The organism is Plantactinospora sp. CNZ320 (genome assembly GCF_002846275.1).
Genome location: NZ_PJMP01000001.1, coordinates 198,562 through 218,549 on the forward strand (window position 1 = coordinate 198,562; position 19,988 = coordinate 218,549).

General features: G+C 72.8%; 18 protein-coding genes. 16 read left to right on the forward strand and 2 right to left on the reverse strand.

Going from position 1 to position 19,988, the window contains the following annotated elements; genetic code table 11:
* Positions 1-34: 34 nt before the first annotated feature.
* Entirely contained in the window at positions 35-4,144 is a 4,110-nt protein-coding gene (hrpA, locus tag CLT71_RS00825) for an ATP-dependent RNA helicase HrpA (protein ID WP_101365393.1), read from the reverse strand.
* A 45-nt stretch (positions 4,145-4,189) separates the two neighbouring features.
* Entirely contained in the window at positions 4,190-4,783 is a 594-nt protein-coding gene (locus CLT71_RS00830; protein WP_101365394.1) for a histidine phosphatase family protein, read from the reverse strand.
* A 283-nt stretch (positions 4,784-5,066) separates the two neighbouring features.
* Here CLT71_RS00830 and CLT71_RS00835 point away from each other — a divergent pair, with 283 nt between their 5' ends.
* The 16 genes from CLT71_RS00835 to CLT71_RS00910 are packed head-to-tail and all read left to right on the forward strand — an operon-like array spanning position 5,067 to position 19,978.
* Entirely contained in the window at positions 5,067-5,333 is a 267-nt protein-coding gene (locus CLT71_RS00835) for an acyl carrier protein (protein WP_101365395.1), read from the forward strand.
* Between the two features lie 57 nt (positions 5,334-5,390).
* Positions 5,391-6,638 (forward strand): beta-ketoacyl-[acyl-carrier-protein] synthase family protein, encoded by a 1,248-nt coding sequence (locus CLT71_RS00840; RefSeq protein ID WP_101371019.1) that lies wholly within the window; start codon positions 5,391-5,393, stop codon positions 6,636-6,638.
* Complete coding sequence (locus tag CLT71_RS00845) at positions 6,635-7,777, forward strand: beta-ketoacyl synthase N-terminal-like domain-containing protein (protein WP_199187458.1); 1,143 nt, start codon at positions 6,635-6,637, stop codon at positions 7,775-7,777. The genes CLT71_RS00840 and CLT71_RS00845 overlap by 4 nt, the downstream gene beginning before the upstream one ends.
* Entirely contained in the window at positions 7,777-8,793 is a 1,017-nt protein-coding gene (locus CLT71_RS00850) for a beta-ketoacyl synthase N-terminal-like domain-containing protein (protein ID WP_199187459.1), read from the forward strand. The genes CLT71_RS00845 and CLT71_RS00850 overlap by 1 nt, the downstream gene beginning before the upstream one ends.
* On the forward strand, positions 8,790-9,716 hold the full coding sequence (locus CLT71_RS00855; RefSeq protein WP_101365396.1) for an alpha/beta fold hydrolase: 927 nt from the start codon (positions 8,790-8,792) through the stop codon (positions 9,714-9,716). Before CLT71_RS00850 ends, CLT71_RS00855 begins: the two co-directional genes overlap by 4 nt.
* The gene (locus tag CLT71_RS00860) at positions 9,713-10,702 is read left to right on the forward strand and encodes a thioesterase (protein ID WP_199187460.1); all 990 of its coding nucleotides are present in this window, start codon (positions 9,713-9,715) and stop codon (positions 10,700-10,702) included. Before CLT71_RS00855 ends, CLT71_RS00860 begins: the two co-directional genes overlap by 4 nt.
* A complete protein-coding gene (locus CLT71_RS00865; RefSeq protein WP_101365397.1) occupies positions 10,699-11,874 on the forward strand; it encodes a beta-ketoacyl synthase N-terminal-like domain-containing protein in 1,176 nt (391 codons plus the stop codon). The genes CLT71_RS00860 and CLT71_RS00865 overlap by 4 nt, the downstream gene beginning before the upstream one ends.
* Positions 11,871-12,977, forward strand: a complete 1,107-nt coding sequence (locus CLT71_RS00870; protein ID WP_101365398.1) for a beta-ketoacyl synthase N-terminal-like domain-containing protein — start codon at positions 11,871-11,873, stop codon at positions 12,975-12,977. Before CLT71_RS00865 ends, CLT71_RS00870 begins: the two co-directional genes overlap by 4 nt.
* On the forward strand, positions 12,971-13,861 hold the full coding sequence (locus CLT71_RS00875; RefSeq protein WP_101365399.1) for an SDR family oxidoreductase: 891 nt from the start codon (positions 12,971-12,973) through the stop codon (positions 13,859-13,861). The genes CLT71_RS00870 and CLT71_RS00875 overlap by 7 nt, the downstream gene beginning before the upstream one ends.
* 11 nt (positions 13,862-13,872) lie before the next feature.
* Positions 13,873-14,985, forward strand: a complete 1,113-nt coding sequence (locus CLT71_RS00880) for a beta-ketoacyl synthase N-terminal-like domain-containing protein (protein ID WP_101365400.1) — start codon at positions 13,873-13,875, stop codon at positions 14,983-14,985.
* A 3-nt stretch (positions 14,986-14,988) separates the two neighbouring features.
* A complete protein-coding gene (accD, locus tag CLT71_RS00885; RefSeq protein ID WP_486482963.1) occupies positions 14,989-16,731 on the forward strand; it encodes a Clp protease/crotonase-like domain-containing protein in 1,743 nt (580 codons plus the stop codon).
* Entirely contained in the window at positions 16,724-17,428 is a 705-nt protein-coding gene (locus tag CLT71_RS00890) for a biotin/lipoyl-containing protein (protein WP_101365401.1), read from the forward strand. Before accD ends, CLT71_RS00890 begins: the two co-directional genes overlap by 8 nt.
* Positions 17,429-17,438: 10 nt before the next feature.
* Positions 17,439-18,851, forward strand: a complete 1,413-nt coding sequence (locus CLT71_RS00895) for an acetyl-CoA carboxylase biotin carboxylase subunit (protein ID WP_101365402.1) — start codon at positions 17,439-17,441, stop codon at positions 18,849-18,851.
* Positions 18,844-19,107 (forward strand): acyl carrier protein, encoded by a 264-nt coding sequence (locus CLT71_RS00900; RefSeq protein ID WP_101365403.1) that lies wholly within the window; start codon positions 18,844-18,846, stop codon positions 19,105-19,107. Before CLT71_RS00895 ends, CLT71_RS00900 begins: the two co-directional genes overlap by 8 nt.
* Complete coding sequence (locus tag CLT71_RS00905; protein WP_101365404.1) at positions 19,104-19,487, forward strand: 3-hydroxyacyl-ACP dehydratase FabZ family protein; 384 nt, start codon at positions 19,104-19,106, stop codon at positions 19,485-19,487. Before CLT71_RS00900 ends, CLT71_RS00905 begins: the two co-directional genes overlap by 4 nt.
* Positions 19,484-19,978: a hotdog family protein gene (locus CLT71_RS00910; RefSeq protein ID WP_101365405.1), complete on the forward strand. Its 495-nt coding sequence runs from the start codon at positions 19,484-19,486 to the stop codon at positions 19,976-19,978. Before CLT71_RS00905 ends, CLT71_RS00910 begins: the two co-directional genes overlap by 4 nt.
* The last annotated feature ends 10 nt before the right edge of the window (positions 19,979-19,988 follow it).

Consider the following 19,988-nt stretch of genomic DNA (forward strand, 5'->3'; position numbering starts at 1 on the left):
CCGGCCGGAATCCGCCCGGATCCCGTACGGCGGATCAGCCCGCCTCGGCGAGGTCCATCGCCCGGTAGATCCGCTGTTCCGAGATCGGGTACGGCGTACCGAGTGCCTGGGCGAAGACGTTCACCCGGAGTTCCTCGATCATCCAGCGGATCTGCCGTACCGCGTCGGCGTCCCGGCGCGCGGGCGGCAGCGCGTCGACCATCTCCCGGTACTCCTGCTGCACCTGGGCGATCCGGGCCTGCTGGTCGCGGTCCCGCTGCGGGTTCTGCGGCAGCCGGTCGAGGCGGCGCTCGATCGCGGTCAGATAGCGCGGCAGGTCGGCGAGGCGGGCGTAACCGGTCTCGGTGACGAAGCCCCGGTGCACCAGCCCGGAGAGTTGGGTGCGGATGTCGGCCAGCGCCGCCACCATGGTCAGGTTGTTGGTCCGGGCCAGCCGCTGCTCGACCGCGTAGGCGGTGGCGAGCACCCGGCGCACCCGGTCGACGACCTCGAACGTCGTGTCCACCAGATCCGCCCGGACCCGGTCGCGCAGCGCGGCGAAGCCCTCGGCGTCCCAGGCCGGCCCGCCGGCATCGGCCATCAGCTTGTCCACCGCCGCGTCGGCGGCGTCGTCGAGCAGGTCCTGCACGTTGCGGTGCGGGTTGCGGCTCAGCGCCAGCTTCGCCTCGTTGGGGAGCCGACCGGAGACGAACTTCTGCGGCGAGCCGAGGGTCAGCCGGAGCAGTCGCCGGGTGCCGGCCCACATCTGTCGCCCCTGCTCGGCCTCGGTCTCGAAGACCCGTACCCCGACACTGTCACCCTCGTCGACCAGAGCCGGATAGGCGGTCACCAGGTAGCCGGCCCGATCCTGCTCGATCGAGCGCGGCAGGGTGCCGATGCTCCACTCCCGCAGCCCGGAGCGTTCGACGTCCGGGGCGGCGGCGGCCACCATCCGGCGTACCTGGGTGGTGAGCTGCCGTTGCAGTGCCGGCAGGTCCTTGCCCTCCGCGACGGTCTGCCGATCCTCGCCGACCACCCGGAAGGTGGGGCGCAGGTGTGCCGGCAGCTTCGCCAGGTCCCAGGCGTCCCGGGGCACTGTCACCCCGGTCATCCGGCGCAGTTCCCTGGTCAGCGCGTCGAGCAGCGGCTCCCGGCCGGGTGTGATCGAGGCCAGCGCCGCGCGGGCGAAGTCGGGCACCGGGACGAAATTCCGGCGTACGGCCTTCGGCAGCGACCGGATCAGCGCCACCACCAGTTCCTCGCGCAGCCCCGGTACCTGCCAGTCGAAGCTCTCCGCGTCGACCTGGTTGAGCATCGGCAGCGGGATGTCCACCGTCACCCCGTCGGTCTCCGTCCCCGGCTCGAACCGGTACGTCAGCGGCAGCGCCACCCCCTCGGAGTGCCACTCGTCGGGGTAGTCGGCCGCGTCGACCCCGCCCCTGCCCTGGTTGACCAGCATCTGCCGGTCGAAGGCGAGCAGGTCCGGCCGGTCCCGGCGGGTCTTCTTCCACCAGGCGTCGAAGTGCCGGCCGGAGACCACCTCGGCGGGGATCCGCTGGTCGTAGAAGGCGTACAGCGTCTCGTCGTCGACCAGGATGTCCCGGCGCCGGGCCCGGTGCTCCAACTCCTCGACCTCGTCGAGCAGGGCCCGGTTGTCGTGGAAGAACCTGTGGTGGGTCTGCCAGTCGCCCTCCACCAGGGCGTGCCTGATGAACAGCTCCCGGCTCAGCACCGGGTCGATCCGGCCGAAGTTGACCTTCCGGCCGGTGACCAGCGGGATGCCGTAGAGGGTGACCTTCTCGAAGGCCATCACCGCGGCCTGCTTCTTCTCCCAGTGCGGCTCGCTGTAGCTGCGTTTCACCAGGTGCTGGGCGAGCGCCTCGACCCACTCCGGCTCGATCCTGGCAGCGACCCGGCCCCAGAGCCGGGACGTCTCGACCAGCTCGGCGGCCATCACCCAGCGCGGTGGCTTGCGGAACAGCGCCGAGCCGGGGAAGAGGGCGAACCTGGCACCCCGGGCGCCCAGGTACTCGTTCTTCTGCGTCTCCTTCAGCCCCACGTGTGAGAGCAGCCCGGCGAGCAGCGACTGGTGGATCCGGTCGGTGTCGATGTTCTCCGCTGTCGCGCCGTTCTCCGGTGTCGCGCCGTTCCCCGGTGTTGCGCCGTTCTCCGGTGTTGCGTCGCCGGCCGGTGTCGTCGTACCCGTGACACCGTCGGGCGCGGAGTCGCCGCCGCGCCGACCCCGGCCCGGCCGTTCGCCGGGTGCCGCGCCGGCGCTGGCCCGCAGCACCTGGCGGAGCTGGGAGTGGATGTCCTGCCACTCCCGGACCCGCAGGTAATTCAGGTATTCGGCCTTGCACATCCGGCGGAACCCGCTGGACGAGAGTGCCCGCTGCTGCTCGCGCAGGTAACGCCAGAGGTTGAGCAGGGCGGAGAAGTCCGACTCCTTGTCGGTGAACCGGGCGTGCGCCTGGTCGGCCTGGGCCTGCCGGTCGGCGGGCCGCTCCCGGGGATCCTGGATCGAGAGGGCGGCGGCGATCACCGACACCTCGGCGGCGCAGCCGTTGCGTTCGCCCTCCAGCACCATCCGGGCCAGCCGGGGGTCGACCGGGAGCTGTGCCAGCCGGCGGCCCAGCGGGGTCAGCCGGTGCCCGGCCCCCTCGCCGGTCTCCTCCAGCGCGCCCAGCTCGCGCAGCAGGTTGACCCCGTCGGCGATGTTCCGCTTGTCCGGCGGGTCGATGAACGGGAACGCGGCGATGTCGCCCAGCCCGATCGCGGTCATCTGGAGGATGACCGAGGCGAGGTTGGTACGCAGGATCTCCGGGTCGGTGAACTCGGGCCGGGACAGGAAGTCCGACTCGTCGTAGAGCCGGATGCAGATCCCGTCCGAGGTACGCCCGCAGCGCCCCTTGCGCTGGTTCGCCGACGCCTGCGAGACCGGCTCGATCGGCAGCCGCTGCACCTTGAGCCGATGGCTGTAGCGGGAGATCCTGGCCGTACCGGGATCCACCACGTACTTGATGCCGGGCACCGTGAGCGAGGTCTCGGCGACGTTCGTGGCGAGTACGACCCGGCGGCCCCGGTGCGGTTGGAAGACCCGGTGCTGCTCGGCGGTGGAGAGCCGGGCGTACAGCGGCAGGATCTCGGTGTCCCGCAGCGCCGGGCGATTCTGCACGAGTTTGCCCAGCGCGTCGGCGGTGTCCCGGATCTCCCGTTCTCCGCTGAGGAAGACCAGGACGTCCCCCGGCCCCTCGGCGGCCAACTCCAGCACCGCGTCGCCGATCGCCTGGATCTGGTCGCGGACGTTCTCCCCGTCGTCGTCATCCTCGCCGTCGGCCAGCTCTACCAGCGGCCGATAGCGGGTTTCCACCGGGTAGGTCCGGCCGGAGACCTCCAGCACCGGCGCCGGCTCGTCGCCCGCCGCGAAGTGCCGGGCGAAGCGTTCCGGGTCGATGGTTGCCGAGGTGATGATCACCTTGAGGTCGGGCCGGCGGGGCAGCAGCTGCCGCAGGTACCCGAGGATGAAGTCGATGTTGAGGCTGCGCTCGTGCGCCTCGTCGATGATCAACGTGTCGTACTGCCGCAGCATCCGGTCCTGTTGCAGCTCGGCGAGCAGGATGCCGTCGGTCATCAGCTTGACCAGGGTGCCGTCGCCGACCTGGTCGGTGAAGCGGACCTTGTAGCCCACCACCCCACCCAGTTCGGTGCCGAGTTCGTCGGCGATCCGGTCCGCCACGGTACGGGCGGCCAGCCGGCGCGGCTGGGTGTGCCCGATCAACCCCCGGACACCCCGACCCAGCTCCAGACAGATCTTCGGCAACTGGGTCGTCTTGCCGGAGCCGGTCTCGCCGGCCACGATCACCACCTGGTGGTCCCGGATCGCGGCGAGCAGGTCGTCCTTGCGCTCGCTGACCGGCAACCCGGCCGGATAGGTGATCACCGGTACGGCGGCCCGGCGGCGGGCGAGCCGCTCCTCCGCGGTACCGATCTCGGCGGCGATCTCGGCGGTGGCCGCCTGCCGCCGTCCGAGATCACGGATCTTGGCGAGCCCGTCCATCCGGCGCTGGATCCGGCGCTGGTCACGGAACATCAACTCCGGCAGCCGGGCACGGAGTGCGGGAAGGTCGGCGGCGGGTACGGCAGGGGCGGGCGGTGGCGTCTGCATGTCGTCGCCAAGAATAGGCAGGCCCGGGCAGTGACCGCCCGCGAGTTACCGACCTTCCGGCGCCGGACCGTCCGTGCGCCGGCCCGAGTCCGTGCCCCAGCCCGACGGCAGCCGGTACGTCCAGCCCGGGCGCCAGTCGAACGGCGCGGTCACCAGATGGGCGAGCGGTACCCCGTGCAGCAGGTGGTCCAGCGCCCACCGGTTCGCCGAGTGCGCCACGACCAACACCCGGCATCCGTCCCAGGCGGCGACCAGGTCCCGAAGGAAGTCGCGGGTCTGCTCCACCACCTGCTGGTAGCTCTGCCCTCCCGGAAAGGGTTCCTCCAGGTAGCCGACGCGCAACGGCGCAAGCTCGGCCACCGGCCGCCCGGTCAGCTCGCCGTAGTCGCACTCGCGCAACCGGCTGTCCCGGTGCACCGGCAGCTGCCGGCGCGGGAACGCGATCTCGACGGTCTGCACCGCCCGGGCCAGGTCGGAGCAGAAGACGACGTGCAGCCCGTCGTCGCGGCGCCGCGCACCCAGTTTCCGGGCCTCCTGCCGGCCGGCCTCGGAGAGCTCGCCGGGCTGCCAGCCGGTGGCCAACCCGGCCTCGTTGTCGATGGTGATCGAGTGCGTCTCGTAGACGATGTCGACTGCCATCTTCCCACCCTGCCATCCGCGAGCGGCGGTCGCTTCCCTCGTCACCGGAGCCGTGTGCGGTGATCCGACGAGATCGCCGAGCCCGGCGGCGGGATATGGCGAACCGCCCGTCGCCATATAGGAGAAATATAGTCGCCGCTCACAGACTCGGGACAGTACCGCGATCCGATGGTGCCGCCAGACGGCCGAGCGGCAAACGGTATCGGGCAATGAGGCGCACGGCGCCGCCAGCCGAGGTCAGCCATCGAGATATTCACTCTACCGTTCCGTTTCTGGAGGCGACATGAGCAGCACGACCCCGACCACCAGCACCGACATCGACCGCGAGCAGGTCAAGGAGATCGTCTGCGAGATTCTGGAAATCGACGCCGACGAGGTCACCGAGACCAGTCTGTTCAAAGAGGACCACGGTGCGGACTCGCTGCTCGCGATCGAAATTCTCGCCGCCCTGGAGCGGAATCTGCACGTGACGATCGACCAGGCGGAACTGAGCCGAATGGTGAATCTGCAGGGCGTTTACGCCGTCGTCGGCGAGGCGTCGAACGCCTGAACGCGTCGCGTGGACGGCGGAGTCGGGTCGGAGACTACAGGTGAGTGAGGCGCGATGATGAGCGTTCTGCCAGGCGATGCTCGATCGCCCCGCCGGGTGGTCGTCACCGGGCTCGGCGTGGTGACCAGCATCGGAATCGGGGTCGAGGAGTTTCTCGCCGGGCTGCGGGCCGGTCGGAGCGGGGTCAAGCCGATCACCGCGTTCGACACGACCGGGTTCGCGTACGCCAACGGGTGCGAGATCACCGACTTCGACCCGGCCCGCTGGCTGCACAACGTCGACCCGGCACAGCTCGGCCGGGCGAGCCAGCTCTCGGCCGCCGCCGCCGGCATGGCGGTCTCGGACGCGGGCATGTCCCTCGGTGAGCTGCGGTCCCGCCGTGCATTGGTCTCGGTGGGGACCACTGACGGCGAATCGCACGACCTCGACCAACTGGTCGGGGTCCAGGTCGACCGGGGGGCGGAGCACTTCGACCCGGTCGTGGCGCGTCGGGTGCCCGCCGGCCGCCTCTCGTCGAGCATCGTCGCCGAACTCGGGCTGACCGACGTCGAGACGGTGACGATCCCGACCGCCTGCGCGGCCGGGAACTACGCGGTCGGGTACGGCCTGGACGCGATCCGCAGCGGTGACGTGGACGTCGCCCTCTGCGGCGGTGCCGACGCGCTGTGCCGGAAGACCTTCACCGGCTTCTACCGGCTCGGCACCATCGCCCCGGAGGCGTGCCAGCCGTTCGACCGCAACCGCAAGGGCATCCTCACCGGTGAGGGCGCCGGCATCCTGCTGATGGAGAGCCTCGACTCGGCCCGGGCCCGGGGTGCCCGGATCTACGCCGAGGTGCTCGGCTACGGGCTCAACTGCGACGCGTACCACCCGGTCGCGCCGGACCAGAACAGCATCGCCCGCTGCATCGAGCTGGCCCACCGCAACGCCGGGGTGAAGCCGGAGGACATCGACTTCATCTCCGCGCACGGCACCGGGACCAAGGCGAACGACGTCACCGAGGCCGGCGCCATCCGGCAGGTCTTCGGGCAGGCTGCTCCGCGCACGGTCTCGATCAAGGGGATGATCGGGCACACCATGGGGGCGGCGAGCGCGCTGGCCTCGGCCGCCTGTGCCCTGGCCATCACCCACCGGTTCATCCCGCCGACCATCAACCACGTCGAGACCGACCCCGAGTGCGGGCTGGACTGCGTACCGAACGTGGCCCGGGAGGCCGAGCTGCGGGTGGTGCAGAACAACGCCCTCGCCTTCGGCGGCAACAACGCGGTGCTGATCCTCGGCAGGTACGACGAGGTGTCGCCATGACCGCGCTTGTGGTCGGGATGGGCGCGGTGGCCAGCATCGGCGGCAGTACCGTCGAGTTTTTCGACTCGCTCTGTGCCGGCTACAGCGGGCTCGCCGAACTGCGTGGCTTCGACCGCAGCCGGTACCGGGCGCAGCACGCGTACGAGATCGACGACCGGCCGGGACCCGGCTGCGACGAGACCCTGCGGGCCAGCCGGTGGCTGGAGCAGGCGGTCGGTGCCGCGCTGGCCGACGCCGGCCTCGACGACGACCTCGGCGACACTCCGGTGCTGGTCGGCACCACACTGCGCGAACTGCGCTCGGTCGAGCTGAGTTGGCGCGACGGCGTGCCGTTCGACGCCCGCGACCTGCACTTCGGTGCCGCGCTGCGCAAGCGGTTCGGCGCCACCGACACGCACACCGTGGCGAACGCCTGCTCGGCCTCGATCTACACCCTCGGGCTCGGCATGGACCTGCTCGACCTCGGAGTCGCCGACACCGTCGTGGTGGCCGGGGTCGACACCATCACCGAGAGCACCTACGGGCTGCTGGACCGCTGCTATCCGGAGGCGCCCGAGCAGGTGCGGCCGTTCGACCGGGACCGCCGGGGCATGCTCCAGGGCGAGGGCGCGGTGGCCGTGGTGCTGCGCCGGGAGACGGACGGCCCCGGCCCCGGACACCGGCACGCCCGGGTCCGGGGCGTGGCGGTGAACTGCGACGCCTACCACCCGTCCGCACCGGACGCCAAGAGCATCGCGCTGGTCACCCGGGAGGCGCACCGGCGGGCCGGGGTGGAGCCGGCCGACATCGACCTGCTGATGTTGCACGGCACCGGGACGGCGCTCAACGACGAGGCCGAGGCGCAGGCCGTCCGGGAGGTCTTCTCCGGGGTGGCGCCCTCGCCGTGGATGACCGCGATCAAGTCGATGACCGGGCACACCGCCGGCGCCTCCGGGCTGCACAGCCTGGTGGTGGCGGTCGAGGCGCTGCGCTCCGGGGTGGTACCGCCGATCCTCGGTCTGGACAACCCGATCGACGAGGTCGACGGCTTCCGACTGGTACGCGAGCACGCCGAGCTGACCACCCTGCGGGTCGCCCAGGTGGACTCGTTCGGCTTCGGCGGGCTGAACGCCGTCGCGGTCGTGGAGAAGGTGTCCTGATGGCTCCCGTGGACATGGCTCCGGTGCAGACGGCTGCGGCGGAGGTCGCTGCGGCGGACGTGGTGGTCAGCGGGGTGGGGGTGGCGGTCTCCGGGATCGCCGGCCCCGACGACCTGCTCCGGCGTACCCCGGCCGGCACCGACTCCGACGATCCGACCCGGCGCCTGGACCGCAAGGGACTGCGCTACAAGGACCGGGCCACCCGGCTCGCACTCTGCGCCGGCCGGGACGCGCTGGCCGACGCCGGACTGCTCGGCGACCCGGGCCTGACCGTCCCCGGCGAGAGCGTCGGCGTGGTGGTCAGCTCCAACTACGGCAACGTCGACACGGTCTGCGACACGGTTTCGACGATCGCCGAGGAGACCTACGTCGGGCTGAGCCCGATGAACCTGCCGGCCACCGCGAGCAACGTGATCGCGTCCTGGCTGGCGATCTGGTTCCGGCTGCGCGGCGCCAACCTGACGGTGTGCAACGGGGCGACCTCCGGGCTCGACGCGGTCAACTGGGGCCGGCTGCTGGTGCTGGCCGGCCGGGTCGACCGGGTGCTGGTGGTCGGGGTCGAGCCGGCGAACGCGCCGGTCCGGCACCTGGTAAGCGGCGGTCGGAGCAAGGACGATGACGATCTGCGGCTCTTCGACGGTGCCGCGGCGCTGGTCCTGGAGTCGGCGACGGCGGTACGGGACCGCGGCGTCGAGGCGCTCGCCGACCTCGGCCCGTACGCCCGCAAGGCGGACCAGCCGGCGGCGGTGGCCGCGATCCGGCGTACCGACCCGCGTCCGGTGGACATGTGGTTCGGTGCCGGGGCGGGTGGACCGGCCGGGATTACCGAGCAGACCAGCCACGACCTGACCGCGTACCACGGGCACTGCTCCGGGGCGCTCGGTGTGCTCCAGTGCGTCGCCGGTACCGCCTGGTTGAACGGGCACGACCGGGGTGCTGTACTCGCCAGCACCGACGGCGACGGCTCGGACGTGGCGGCGGCGCTGCTGCTCACCGCCGCCGGAGACCGGCGATGAGCACCGTCGCGCCGCCGAGGGCGGACCGGCTGGCGTCGACCGGAGTGCCGGTCCGGTGCCGGCGGCCCGGTGCCGGGGCACGGCCGGTGCGCACCCTGCTGCTGCACGGCCTGGGCAGCAGCAGGGCCATCTGGGACCCGTTCGAGTCGCGGGCACCGCGGTGGCTGGAACTGTGGGACGCCGAGCTGCCCTGGGCGAGCGCCGGTGACACCGGCTGGAGCCACCGGCCCGACGCCACCGGCTCGGCGGCACAGGCCCTGGCCGGGGTACCCGGCGGCGCCGACCTGGTGGTCGCGCACTCGTTCGCCGCGAACACCCTGCTGGAACTGCTCGGCCGGGTCGGCGTGGTCGACGCGGCGCCGGAGCCCATCCGGCCGGCGATGGCGCCGCCGGTGACCGTGCCGCCGGCCCTGGCCGGGGTGCCGCTGCCCCGGGCGGTGGTGCTGGTCTCGCCCTTCTACCGGCCGGCCGCCGACGACTTCGACTGGGCGGCCATCGACTTCTATCTCAACCAGTTCCACCGGATCCTCGAAGAGGGGATCCGGGTCAGTGCCCCGGCCGGGCTGCCCGCCGAGGTACGTGCCGCGATGGGCGAGCGGGTCCGGGAACGGATCGGCCCGTACGGCTGGATGCGCTTCTTCGACGCCTACCTGCGTACCCCGTTCCTGCCCGTCGCCGAGCTGGCGCTGCCGCTGCTGGTGGTCTCCGGCGACGGCGACTTCGCCGCCCGGCCCGGTGACGGGCGGGCGCTGGCCGACGCCGCACCCGACGGCCGGTACGCCCTGCTCGCCGACTGCGGCCACTTCGCGATGGCCGAACACCCCGACCGGTTCGCCGCCCTGGTGGCGGACTTCGCCCACCCGCTGTCGCCCGCCGACACAAGCCCGGACCCGATCCTCGACACACATCTGGAGCGCACGTGAACTCGACGACCCTGGCACCCCGTCCCGTCTCCGAACCAGCCGCGGACGGCGTGACCCGTGTGGAGCTGCGGCCCCGGTACGAGGGGTCCAACATCTGCACCTGGATCGGCTTCAAGCACGTCAACTACCTGGTCGAGGAGGCCGTCCTCGACCACCTGCGGCAGCGCGGCTTCGCGCCCGGCGGGCTCTACGAGCGGCACGGCCTCTGCGTCGACGTCGTCGACATCGACAGCCGGATCACCCACGCCTTCCACATCGACGACGTGGCCACGGCCGAGGTCCGGCCGCTGCCCGGCGACGCGCTCGCCTTCGCGGTGGAGATCTCGGTAAACGGCGCACCGCCGATCAAGGCGGTCAGCGCCAAGGTCCGGGTGGAGCTGCGCCTCGACCCGCACGGGCACCCGGCCCAGCCGGTCCCGGCCGAGCTGGCCCCGTACACGGTGTCGCGGCTGGGGCAGTCGCCGGTCAAGGTGACCCGGCCGGCCGCCGCCGGCCCGGCGCCCGAGGGCGACCTGCTGGCCGGGCTGACCGCCGGGCGCAACGCGTACGCCTGGAAGTGGCGGATCCCGTACTTCTACTGCCACTTCACCGAGCGGATGCAGATGTCCGGCTACCTGCGGCAGATGGAGGAGGTCGTCGACCTCTTCCTGGCCGACCGGAACGTCTCGATCAAGCGGCTGCTCGACGAGCAGGACTGGATTCCGGTGGTGCCGCACTCCCGGATCACCATCCTGGACGAGGCGCGGATGGAGGAGGACCTCTACACGGTCTTCACCGTCGAGAACGTCTTCAAGCGGCTCACCTACACCTCCCGGATGGACTGCTACGTGCTCCGGGACGGCATCCTGGTGCCGACCGCGACGGGGAAGATCACCCACGGGTACGCGGTGATCGAGAATCGCCGCGACTGGAGCCTGGTGGACTTCGACGACCGTCTCGCCAGCGCGCTGGAAGGCACGCCGGCTGCTCCGAGTACGCGTCGATGACCGGCGTCGCCATCACCGGCCTCGGTGTCGTCACGTGCCACGGCAGTGGTACGCGCGCCCTCTGGGACGCGATGATGGCGGCACTGGTTACCGACCCGGGTCCCGTGCCGGACCCGTACGCGAACATGGACGTGCCGGCGGTGCAGGGCGTACCCGACGCCGACCTGCCGGCGCAGTCGCAGGCGCTCGCCCGGACGTCCCGGCTGGCGCTGACCGCGATCGATGAGGCCGTCGCCGACGCCGGCCTGCCGCTGGGCGGGCCGGCGACGGCCGGTTCCCGGATCGGGCTGGCCCTGGGCACCTGCATGGGTGACGCGAGCCTGCACGAGCAGTGGCGGGCCGACGGCGGCAAGCCGGCCGCCCGGTTCACCACCGAGGTCGGTGTCGCCTCGGCGGTCGCCGACCGGCTCGGGCCGCTGAGTGTCGTGACCACGATCAGCAACGCCTGCGCGGCCGGCGGGTTCGCCCTCGGTGCCGCCGCCGACCTGGTCCGCTCCGGCGAGGCGGACGTGGTGCTGGCGGTCGGCGCGGACGCGTACAGCCGGGTGATGCTGGCCTGCTTCAACCGGATGGGCGCGGTGGACCCGGTCCGGTGCCGCCCGTTCGACAGGCACCGCCGGGGTACCTCGTTCGGCGAGGCCGCCGGCGCACTGGTGGTCGAGTCGGTCGAGCACGCCCGGGCCCGGGGCGCCGCCGTGCGGGCCGTGGTGGAGGGCTCCGGCTGGACCTGCGACGCCTACCACCTGACCGCGCCGGAGCCGGAGGGTACCCAGATCGTCCGGGCGATGCGGGCGGCGCTGGACTCCACCGGTGCCGACCGGGACCGGATCGGTTGCGTCCTGCCGCACGGCACCGGTACCCAGCTCAACGACGTGGTGGAGAGCCGGGCCCTGAACGAGGTGCTCGGTGCCGACGTGCCGCTCTACAGCCTCAAGGCGCTGATCGGGCACACCGGCGGCGCGGCGGCCGCGGTCGCGGCGGTGGCGGCGGCGCTGATCCTGCGGCACCGGACCGTGCCGCCGAACGTGCCGATCGCCGAGCAGGACCCGCAGTGCCAGGTCTGGCTGCCGCAGGGCGAGGTCACCCCGCTCGGGTCCGACCGGGTCATGGTCAACGGGTACGCCTTCGGCGGCAACAACGTGTCGCTGGTGCTCGCGGGGGCCGGCGGATGAGCCGGGACCTGATCGGGGTCGTCGGCCGGCCGCCAGGGCTGGACGCACCGGCGGGGCAGCTCGACAGCCTCTCCGCCGGACCTCTTCCGGCCGCTGGGGATTCCCCGGTCGCACGGGACCTTCCTGCCGCTGGGCCACCTCCGGTCGCCGGGCAGGTCGTGGTGACCGGGATCGGCGTCTGCGCGCCACCGGTGCAGCGGCCGGCGGCCGACGGGGCCTGGTTCGACGTACGCACCCAGCTCGGGCGGCGCGGCTACAAGTACCTGCCGGCCGCCTGCCAGTACCTGCTGGTCGCCGGGCGGCAGGCCCTCGCCGACGCCGGTGACTGCCTGGTCGGCGCCGCCGAGCAGGACCGGGGCGTGGTGGTCGGCACCAACAACGGCGCGGCTGCGCTGCACGACGAGCAGGACCGCACCGTGATCGCCGAGCACGCCAGCGAGCTGAGCCCGGTCACCGCACCGTACGGCGCGGTAAACGTGCTGACCAGCCGGCTGTCGATGGAGCACGGGTTCACCGGGATCAGCCTGACCCTGATCTCGCCGCTCGTCGCCGGCCTGGAGTCGGTGCAGGTCGGGGCGCGGGCCTTCGCCGCCGGTCGCGCCGACCTGCTGCTCGCCGGGGCGATGGAGCAGGCGGTGCCGGCGCCCGAGGCGGCGGCACCGGAGGAGGGCGCGGTGGTGCTGGTGCTGGAGCCGCCGGAGCGGGCGGCGGCGCGCGGCGTCACCGGCTACGGCAGGTGCGCGGTCCGGACCCTGCTGCTGCCGCCGCACCGGCTCGGCGCCGGGGCGGCCCGGGAGCGGGCCGTGGCCGTGCTCCGGCAGGCGGCCCTCGACCTCGGCGCCGACCAGGTCCCGGTGTACGCGCTGCTGGACGACTCGCCGGTGAGCGAGCTGGTGGCCGGGGCGGTGCCGGCCGCCGTCGGCCCGGTGCGCGACGCCGGCCCGCCCGCCGCCGGCAGCCTCACCCCGATGCTCCGGCTGGCCGACCGGCTGCGGGCCGCCGACGGGGACAGCCTGCTGGTCACCGCGGCCGGCACCGGAAACGTGGCGATGGTCCGGATCTGGCGTACGGCCGGATCGACACAAAGGAGCGCGGGATGCTGATTCCCCTGGAAGGCACGTGGAGTCTGCTGCTGGGCGCGTCCAGCGGCATGGGGCGGGCGACCGCGCTGGCGCTGGCCCGGGAGGGCGGCAACGTCATCGGGGTGCACCTGGACATGGGGGAGCGGGCCCAGGCGGCCAGGGACCTCGAGGCGGAACTGCGCGGGTACGGGGTGCAGGCGCACCTGTTCAACGTCAACGCGTCCAGCCGCTCGGCCCGGGAGCAACTGCTGCCCACCATCACCGAGTTGACCGGGGAACGCGGGCTGCACGTCGTACTGCACTCGCTGGCGTTCGGCTCGCTGCTGCCGTACCTGCCGCGGGCCGGCTGGGACCGGACGCTGGGCCAGCGGCAGCTGGAGATGACCGTCGACGTGATGGCGCACAGCCTCGTCTACTGGGTGCAGGACCTGATGGCGGCGAAACTGCTGCACCGGGGCGCCAAGGTCTACGCGATGACCAGCTCCGGCGCCACCTCGGTGATGCCGAGCTACGGCGCGGTGTCGGCCGCCAAGTGCGCGCTGGAGTCGCACGTCCGGCAGCTCGCCTGCGAACTCGCCCGGTACGGCGTCGCGGTGAACGCGCTCTGCGCCGGGGTCACCGTCACCCCGGCCCTGGAACGGATCCCGGAGCACACCCAGTTCGTCGCCCAGGCCGGCGCCACCAACCCGCACGGCCGGCTGACCCGGCCGGAGGACGTGGCCGAGGCGATCCTGCTGCTGTCCCGTACCGACTCGTCCTGGATCACCGGCAACACGATCGGGGTCGACGGGGCCGAGAGCATCGCCGGAATCCCGGCCTGGAACCCCCGGCACGCCGAGGCGGTCGAGCCGGACGTCACGCCCGAGCCGAGCGGGGCGCCGGTGGCGACGCCGGTCGCGGTCTGAGAGGGAGAGAGATGACCGTCACCACAATCGCCTCGGACGAACTGGTCCTCTCCGGCTGGTCGGCCGCGTCGGCGTTCGGGCTCGGCGCCGAGCGGTTCACCACCGGGCTGCGGGCCGGGACCGCCGCGGTGACCGCGCTGGACCGCGAGGTCTGGCCCGGACCGTACGACCGGGCCGGGTTGATCCCCGGCTTCGACGTCGCCGAGGTGCTCGGCAAGAAGGGCACCCGGTCGATGGACCGGGCCACCGGGATCGCCGTGGCCACCGTCGGGATGCTGCTCGACAGGTACGGCCGGGAGCGGCTCGGCGAGCCCGAGCGGCTCGGGCTGGTGCTGGGTACCAACTCCGGCAGTGTGCAGAGCATCATGGACTTCACCCGGGAGTCGCTGACCGGGGCGAAGCCGTTCCATGTCGACCCGGCGCGCTTCCCGAACACGGTGATGAACCGCGCCGCCGGGCAGAGCGCGATCTGGTACGGGCTGAAGGGTCCGAACACCACGATCGCGGGCGGCTCGCTGACCGGCCTGCTGGCGCTGAACTACGCCGTACGGCTGCACCGGTGCGGGCACTCCGAGCCGGTGCTCTGCGGCGCGGTCGAGGAGTACTCGGTGTCGCGTGGCTGGCTGGAGTGGCACGCCCGGTCCCGCAACGGCTCCGCCCCGGCCGACGGTACGCCGCTCGGCGAGGGCTGCGCGATCTTCCTGCTGGAGTCGTACTCCAGTGCGGTCCGGCAGCAGCGCCGGCCGCTGGCGGCGGTCCGGGGCTCCCGGTTCCTCGCCTTCGCCGACCCGTCGGCGGTGCGTACCGTGCTGGCCCGGGCCGTCGCGGAGGCGCTGGCCGGAGCCGGCCTGAGCCCGGCGGACGTGACGGTGCTGGCCGCCTCGGACAGCGGCGACGAGTTCGGCGCGCAGGAGGAGGCCGCGCTGGCGGACGTGCTCGGTGCGGTCCGGCCGACCCGGGTGCACTGCCGGGCGCTGCTCGGCGACACCTCGGCAGCCTCGTCGGCGTTCCAGCTCGCCGGTGCGCTCGCCGAGCTGACCGACCGTCCCGACGGGATCGCCCTGGTGACCGGGGTGGACCGGGACGGCCAGGTCGGTGCCACCCTGCTCGGCGCGGTGGGCTGAGTCGTGGGCGCCTCCACACTGGAGCTGATAAACGGGCTGCCGGACGGCGTGTGGCGACCGTGCCCGCGCTGCGCGGCGCTGCTGCACCGGGACCGGCTCGCCCGGGCCCTGCACACCTGCCCGGAGTGCGGCCACCACCTGCCGTTGGGCGCCGACGACCGGATCGCGCTGCTCGTCGACCCGGACAGCTTCGTCGAGCACGACGCCGACCTCGCCGGCGCCGACCCGCTGGAGTTCACCGACCGGATCCCGTACCCGCAGCGGCTGGCCCGGGCGCGGACCAGGACCGGCCGGGCCGACGGCGCGGTACTCGGGATGGCGACCATCGGCGGCCACCGGGTCGCACTCGTGGTGCTCGACTTCGCCTTCCTCGGCGGCAGCATGGGTTCGGTCGTCGGCGAGAAGGTGGCCCGGGCCGCCGAGACCGCGCTGGACCACGGGGCACCGCTGGTCGCGGTGAGCGCCTCCGGCGGGGCGCGGATGCAGGAGGGTGTGCTCTCCCTGCTGCAGATGGCCAAGACCGCCGCCGCGATCCGGCTGCTCCGGGACGCCGGGGTGCCCTACGTCAGCGTGCTGACCGACCCGGTGTACGGCGGGGTGGCCGCCTCCTTCGCCAGCCTCGGTGACGTGATCGTCGCCGAGGAGGGGACCCGGGCCGGTTTCGCCGGACCCCGGGTGATCGAGCAGACGATCCGGCAGCCGCTGCCGGCGGGCTTCCAGACCGCGCGCTTCCTGCACGAGCACGGTCACGTCGACCTGGTGGTACGCCGTCAGGAGCTGCGCGGCGTACTGGCCCGGCTGATCGGCTTCTGCGCGGCGGCCGGTACCCCGGTCGGCAGCCCGGTGCCGGTCGCCGCCCACCGGCCGTCGCGTACTCCCGGCCACGACGACCGGCCCGAGCGCTCGGTGGACGCCTGGACGGCGGTGAGCCGGGCCCGGGCCGCCGACCGGCCGACGGTGCGCCAGCACATCGAGCGGATCTTCGGTGACTTCGTCGAGCTGCACGGCGACCGTTGGGAGCGGGACGACTCAGCGATCGTCGGCGGGCTGGCCCGGCTGGACGGCAGCCCGGTGGTGGTGGTCGGGCACGCCAAGGGGCGGGACACCAGAGAGAACGTGGCGAACAACTTCGGCATGCCGCACCCGGCGGGCTACCGCAAGGTGATGCGGCTCTTCGAGTTGGCGCAGCGCTGGGGCGTACCTGTGGTGACCCTTGTGGACACCCCGGGGGCGTACCCGGGACTGGCGGCCGAGGAGGGCAACCAGAGCGCCGCGATCGCCGAGACACTCGCCCTGGCCGCAGGGCTGCGTACCCCGGTGGTCGCCGTCATCACCGGGGAGGGCGGCAGCGGCGGGGCCCTGGCGCTCGCGGTGGCGGACCGGTTGCTGATCCAGGAGAACGGCGTCTTCTCGGTGATCAGTCCCGAGGGCTGCGCCGCGATCCTCTTCGGCGACGCCGGGCAGGCCCCGGTGGCCGCCCGCGCGCTGCGGCTGCGTGCCGAGGATCTCGGCCGGCTCGGTGTGGTCGACGAGATCCTGCCGGAGCCGCCCGGTGACCCGGAGCGGGCCGCCGGACTCGTCGCCGAGGCGGTGGGCCGGCTGCTGCGCCAGCTCGCCGGGATCCCGGTCGAGGAACTGCTTGCCGCCCGCTACCGCCGGCTGCGCGGCTACGGCGTGCTGGCCACGGACGGCACCGCCACCGGCAGCCCGGTGGCGGAACCCTGGAAGGAAGGCGCGCATGTCTGAGCAGCTCCGCGAAGCGGCCGGCCTCGGGTCGGCCAACGGCACCGCCGCGGTGACAGCGAACGGCACCGGAGCGTCCGCCACCAAACCGGTCCCGCAGCCCGCTGCCGGACCGACCGACGCCACGCCACCCGCTGCCGGGCCGACCGATGCCACGCAGGCCGACGCCACGCAGCCCGCTGCCGGGCCGACCGATGCCGCGCTGCGCGGGGCGGTACGGGCCGCCGCCGAGGTGGCGGAGCTGGTCCGCGACCCGGCGATCCGGCGGGTACGGGTGCGGGTGGCCGACGTCCAGATCGAGGTCGAGGGCGCCGAGCCGGGCCGGGATGCGGTGGTCGGCGTCACCGGCGACCCGGCGGCGACCGGCGCGGCGGTCTCCGCCGGGGCCGGCGCGGTCGTGGCGGCGGTACCGGGTGCGGCGGTTGCCGCCGTCGCCCCGGCGGTCGGCCCGCCGGCCGGCACCGTGGCGGTGACGGCACCGCTGATGGGGGTCTTCTACCGGTCTCCCGGCCCGGACCAGCCGCCCTTCGTCGAGATCGGTCAGCGGGTCGAGGCCGGCGACCAGGTCGCGATCGTGGAGGCGATGAAGATGATGAACCCGGTCGTCACCGACCGGGGCGGAATCGTCCGGGCCGTGCACGTCACCGACGGCGAGGTCGTCGAGTACGAGCAGCCGCTGCTCAGCGTCGAGCCGGGCTGAGGCGGGCGACATGGTCAACCGGGTACTCATCTGCAACCGGGGCGAGATCGCCGTCCGGATCATCCGCGCCTGCCGCGACCTGGGCCTGGAGAGCGTGCAGGTCTACTCCACGGCCGACCGGGACAGCCTGGCGGTGCAACTCGCCGACCACGCCGTACACATCGGACCCGGTCCGGTCGCCCGCAGCTACACCAACATCCCGGCGATCCTCTACGCCGCAGCCAAGTCCGGCGCCGACGCGGTGCACCCGGGTTGTGGCTTCGTCTCCGAGGACCCGGTCTTCGCCGCCTCCTGCCGCAGCGTGGGGCTCACCTTCGTCGGCCCGGCAGCCGAGCACATCGCGCTGATGGGGGACAAGGTGGCGGCCCGGGCGGCGATGCGGGCCGCCGGAGTACCGGTGCTGCCCGGCTCGGACGGCACCGTCGACTCGCTCGGCGACGCGGTGACGGTCGGTGCCGAGATCGGCTTCCCGCTGATCGTCAAGGCTGTCGCCGGCGGTGGTGGCCGGGGCATCGCGGTGGTGCACCAGGCCGAGGACCTGCCGCTGGCGTACGAGACGACCCGGTCCACCGCCCGTACCCTCTTCGGCGACGACCGGGTCTACCTGGAGCGCTACCTGCCGGCCGCCCGGCACATCGAGGTGCAGGTGCTCGCCGACGGGTATGGCACCGTGCTGCACCTGGGGGAGCGGGACTGCTCGGTCCAGCGCCGGCACCAGAAGCTGGTCGAGGAGTCCCCGTCCCCGGCGCTGGACCCGCGACTGCGGGAGCGGCTCTGCGCGGCGGCGGTGGCCGGAGCCCGGGACATCGGGTACGTCAGCGCCGGCACCTTCGAGTTCCTGGTCGCCCCGGACGGTGCGGCGTACTTCATGGAGATGAACACCCGGCTCCAGGTGGAGCACCCGATCACCGAGGTACGCACCGGGATCGACATCGTCGGCTGGATGCTCCGGATCGCCGCCGGGGAACGGCTGGACCTGGCCCAGTCCGACGTCCGCTTCGAGGGGCACTCGATCGAGGCGCGGATCAACGCCGAGGACGTGGACCGGGACTGGGCCGGTTCGACGGGCCGGCTGCACGGGCTGCGGATGCCGGCCGGCCCCGGCGTACGGGTGGACAGCCATCTCTACGACGGCTACGTCGTACCGCCGTTCTACGACTCGCTGCTGGCCAAGGTCGTCACGTACGGCGCCACCCGGGAGGAAGCGCTGCGCCGGCTGGACCGGGCGCTGGCCGAGTACCGGTCGGCGGGGGTGACCACCAACGTCGACTTCCACCGCCGGCTGCTCCGCCATCCCGGCTTCCGCTCCGGCGACTACCAACTCGGCATCGTCGAGTCCGTGCTCGCCGAGGCATCCCCGGGCGAGGACGCCCACGGGGAGGACCACGAGATACCTACCGAAAGGACGGAAAGTCATGTCTGACCAGCTCACCACGAGGCTCGACAAGGAAGACCTCCGGCAGCTCATCGCCGACACCATCGACGTCGACCTGGCCGACGTCACCGACGACGCGCACTTCGTCAACGACCTGGAGGTGGACTCCCTGATGGCCCTGGAGATCACCGTCCGGCTGGAGAAGCGGTACGGCGTGAAGATGGAGGAGAGCGAGCTGATCGCGGTCAGCACGCTGGACAGCACCTACCAGCTCCTCGACGGCAAGCTGCGGGGCGGCTCGTGACGCCGCGCTGCGCACCCCTGGCCGACCTGGTGGAGCTGGTCGAGGCCGGCGACACCTCGGCGGTCTCGACCGCGAAGGTGGATCCCGGCGACCCGGTCTTCACCGGGCACTTCCCGGGCTTTCCGGTGCTGCCCGGGGTCTACCTGGTCGAACTGGTGGGCCAGACCGTACGGGCGGCGCTGGGCCAGGGCCACCGCCCCGAGCTGGCCGCGATGGACCGGTGCCGTTTCCTCAGCCCGGTCGCCCCCGGCGACGAGCTGCGGATCGAGGCGACGCTGCACCGGTCCGGGCCGGAACTGCGCTGCACAGCAAAGATCAACACGGGTCGCGGCCCGGCCGCCGAACTGCGCCTGCGCTACCGATTCGAGGAGAACCGATGATCGGCGTTGCCGGGATCAGGAAGGTGATACCCCAGCGGTATCCGATCCTGCTGCTCGACCGGGTGGTCGAGCTGGTACCGGGCGAGCGGCTGGCCGCGCTCAAGGCGGTCACCTGTAGCGAGGCCTGCTACGAACTGCTCGACGAGACGTCCGTGGACCGCGACTACGCGTACCCGGGGACGTTGATCGTCGAGTCCTGGGCGCAGGCGGCGGTGCTGCTGGCGAGCTGGCAGACCCCCAACCCGGACGTGCTGGCCGGAAAGGTGGTGCTGGCCGGCTCGATCAGCAACGTCACCTTCGGCAACCCGGTGTACCCCGGGGACGTCCTCGAACATCGGGTCCGGCTGGTCAAGGTCATCGGCGAGACGGTGATTCTCGAGGGCGAGACCGTGGTCGGCGGCGAGACGGTGATGCGGCTCGGACAGTTCGTGCAGACCCTGCGCCCGCTCGACGCGTTGCGCCCGGCGGACCCGACCCCGGTCTCGGTGTGAAAGGCGGAGT

What these genes read in the sequence shown, in the direction of transcription:
- hrpA (WP_101365393.1), bottom strand. Translation starts at nt 4,144, where the DNA reads ATGCAGACGCCACCGCCCGCCCCTGCCGTACCCGCCGCCGACCTTCCC.
- CLT71_RS00830 (WP_101365394.1), bottom strand. Translation starts at nt 4,783, where the DNA reads ATGGCAGTCGACATCGTCTACGAGACGCACTCGATCACCATCGACAAC.
- CLT71_RS00835 (WP_101365395.1), top strand. Translation starts at nt 5,067, where the DNA reads ATGAGCAGCACGACCCCGACCACCAGCACCGACATCGACCGCGAGCAG.
- CLT71_RS00840 (WP_101371019.1), top strand. Translation starts at nt 5,391, where the DNA reads ATGAGCGTTCTGCCAGGCGATGCTCGATCGCCCCGCCGGGTGGTCGTC.
- CLT71_RS00845 (WP_199187458.1), top strand. Translation starts at nt 6,635, where the DNA reads ATGACCGCGCTTGTGGTCGGGATGGGCGCGGTGGCCAGCATCGGCGGC.
- CLT71_RS00850 (WP_199187459.1), top strand. Translation starts at nt 7,777, where the DNA reads ATGGCTCCCGTGGACATGGCTCCGGTGCAGACGGCTGCGGCGGAGGTC.
- CLT71_RS00855 (WP_101365396.1), top strand. Translation starts at nt 8,790, where the DNA reads ATGAGCACCGTCGCGCCGCCGAGGGCGGACCGGCTGGCGTCGACCGGA.
- CLT71_RS00865 (WP_101365397.1), top strand. Translation starts at nt 10,699, where the DNA reads ATGACCGGCGTCGCCATCACCGGCCTCGGTGTCGTCACGTGCCACGGC.
- CLT71_RS00870 (WP_101365398.1), top strand. Translation starts at nt 11,871, where the DNA reads ATGAGCCGGGACCTGATCGGGGTCGTCGGCCGGCCGCCAGGGCTGGAC.
- CLT71_RS00875 (WP_101365399.1), top strand. Translation starts at nt 12,971, where the DNA reads ATGCTGATTCCCCTGGAAGGCACGTGGAGTCTGCTGCTGGGCGCGTCC.
- CLT71_RS00880 (WP_101365400.1), top strand. Translation starts at nt 13,873, where the DNA reads ATGACCGTCACCACAATCGCCTCGGACGAACTGGTCCTCTCCGGCTGG.
- CLT71_RS00890 (WP_101365401.1), top strand. Translation starts at nt 16,724, where the DNA reads ATGTCTGAGCAGCTCCGCGAAGCGGCCGGCCTCGGGTCGGCCAACGGC.
- CLT71_RS00895 (WP_101365402.1), top strand. Translation starts at nt 17,439, where the DNA reads ATGGTCAACCGGGTACTCATCTGCAACCGGGGCGAGATCGCCGTCCGG.
- CLT71_RS00900 (WP_101365403.1), top strand. Translation starts at nt 18,844, where the DNA reads ATGTCTGACCAGCTCACCACGAGGCTCGACAAGGAAGACCTCCGGCAG.
- CLT71_RS00910 (WP_101365405.1), top strand. Translation starts at nt 19,484, where the DNA reads ATGATCGGCGTTGCCGGGATCAGGAAGGTGATACCCCAGCGGTATCCG.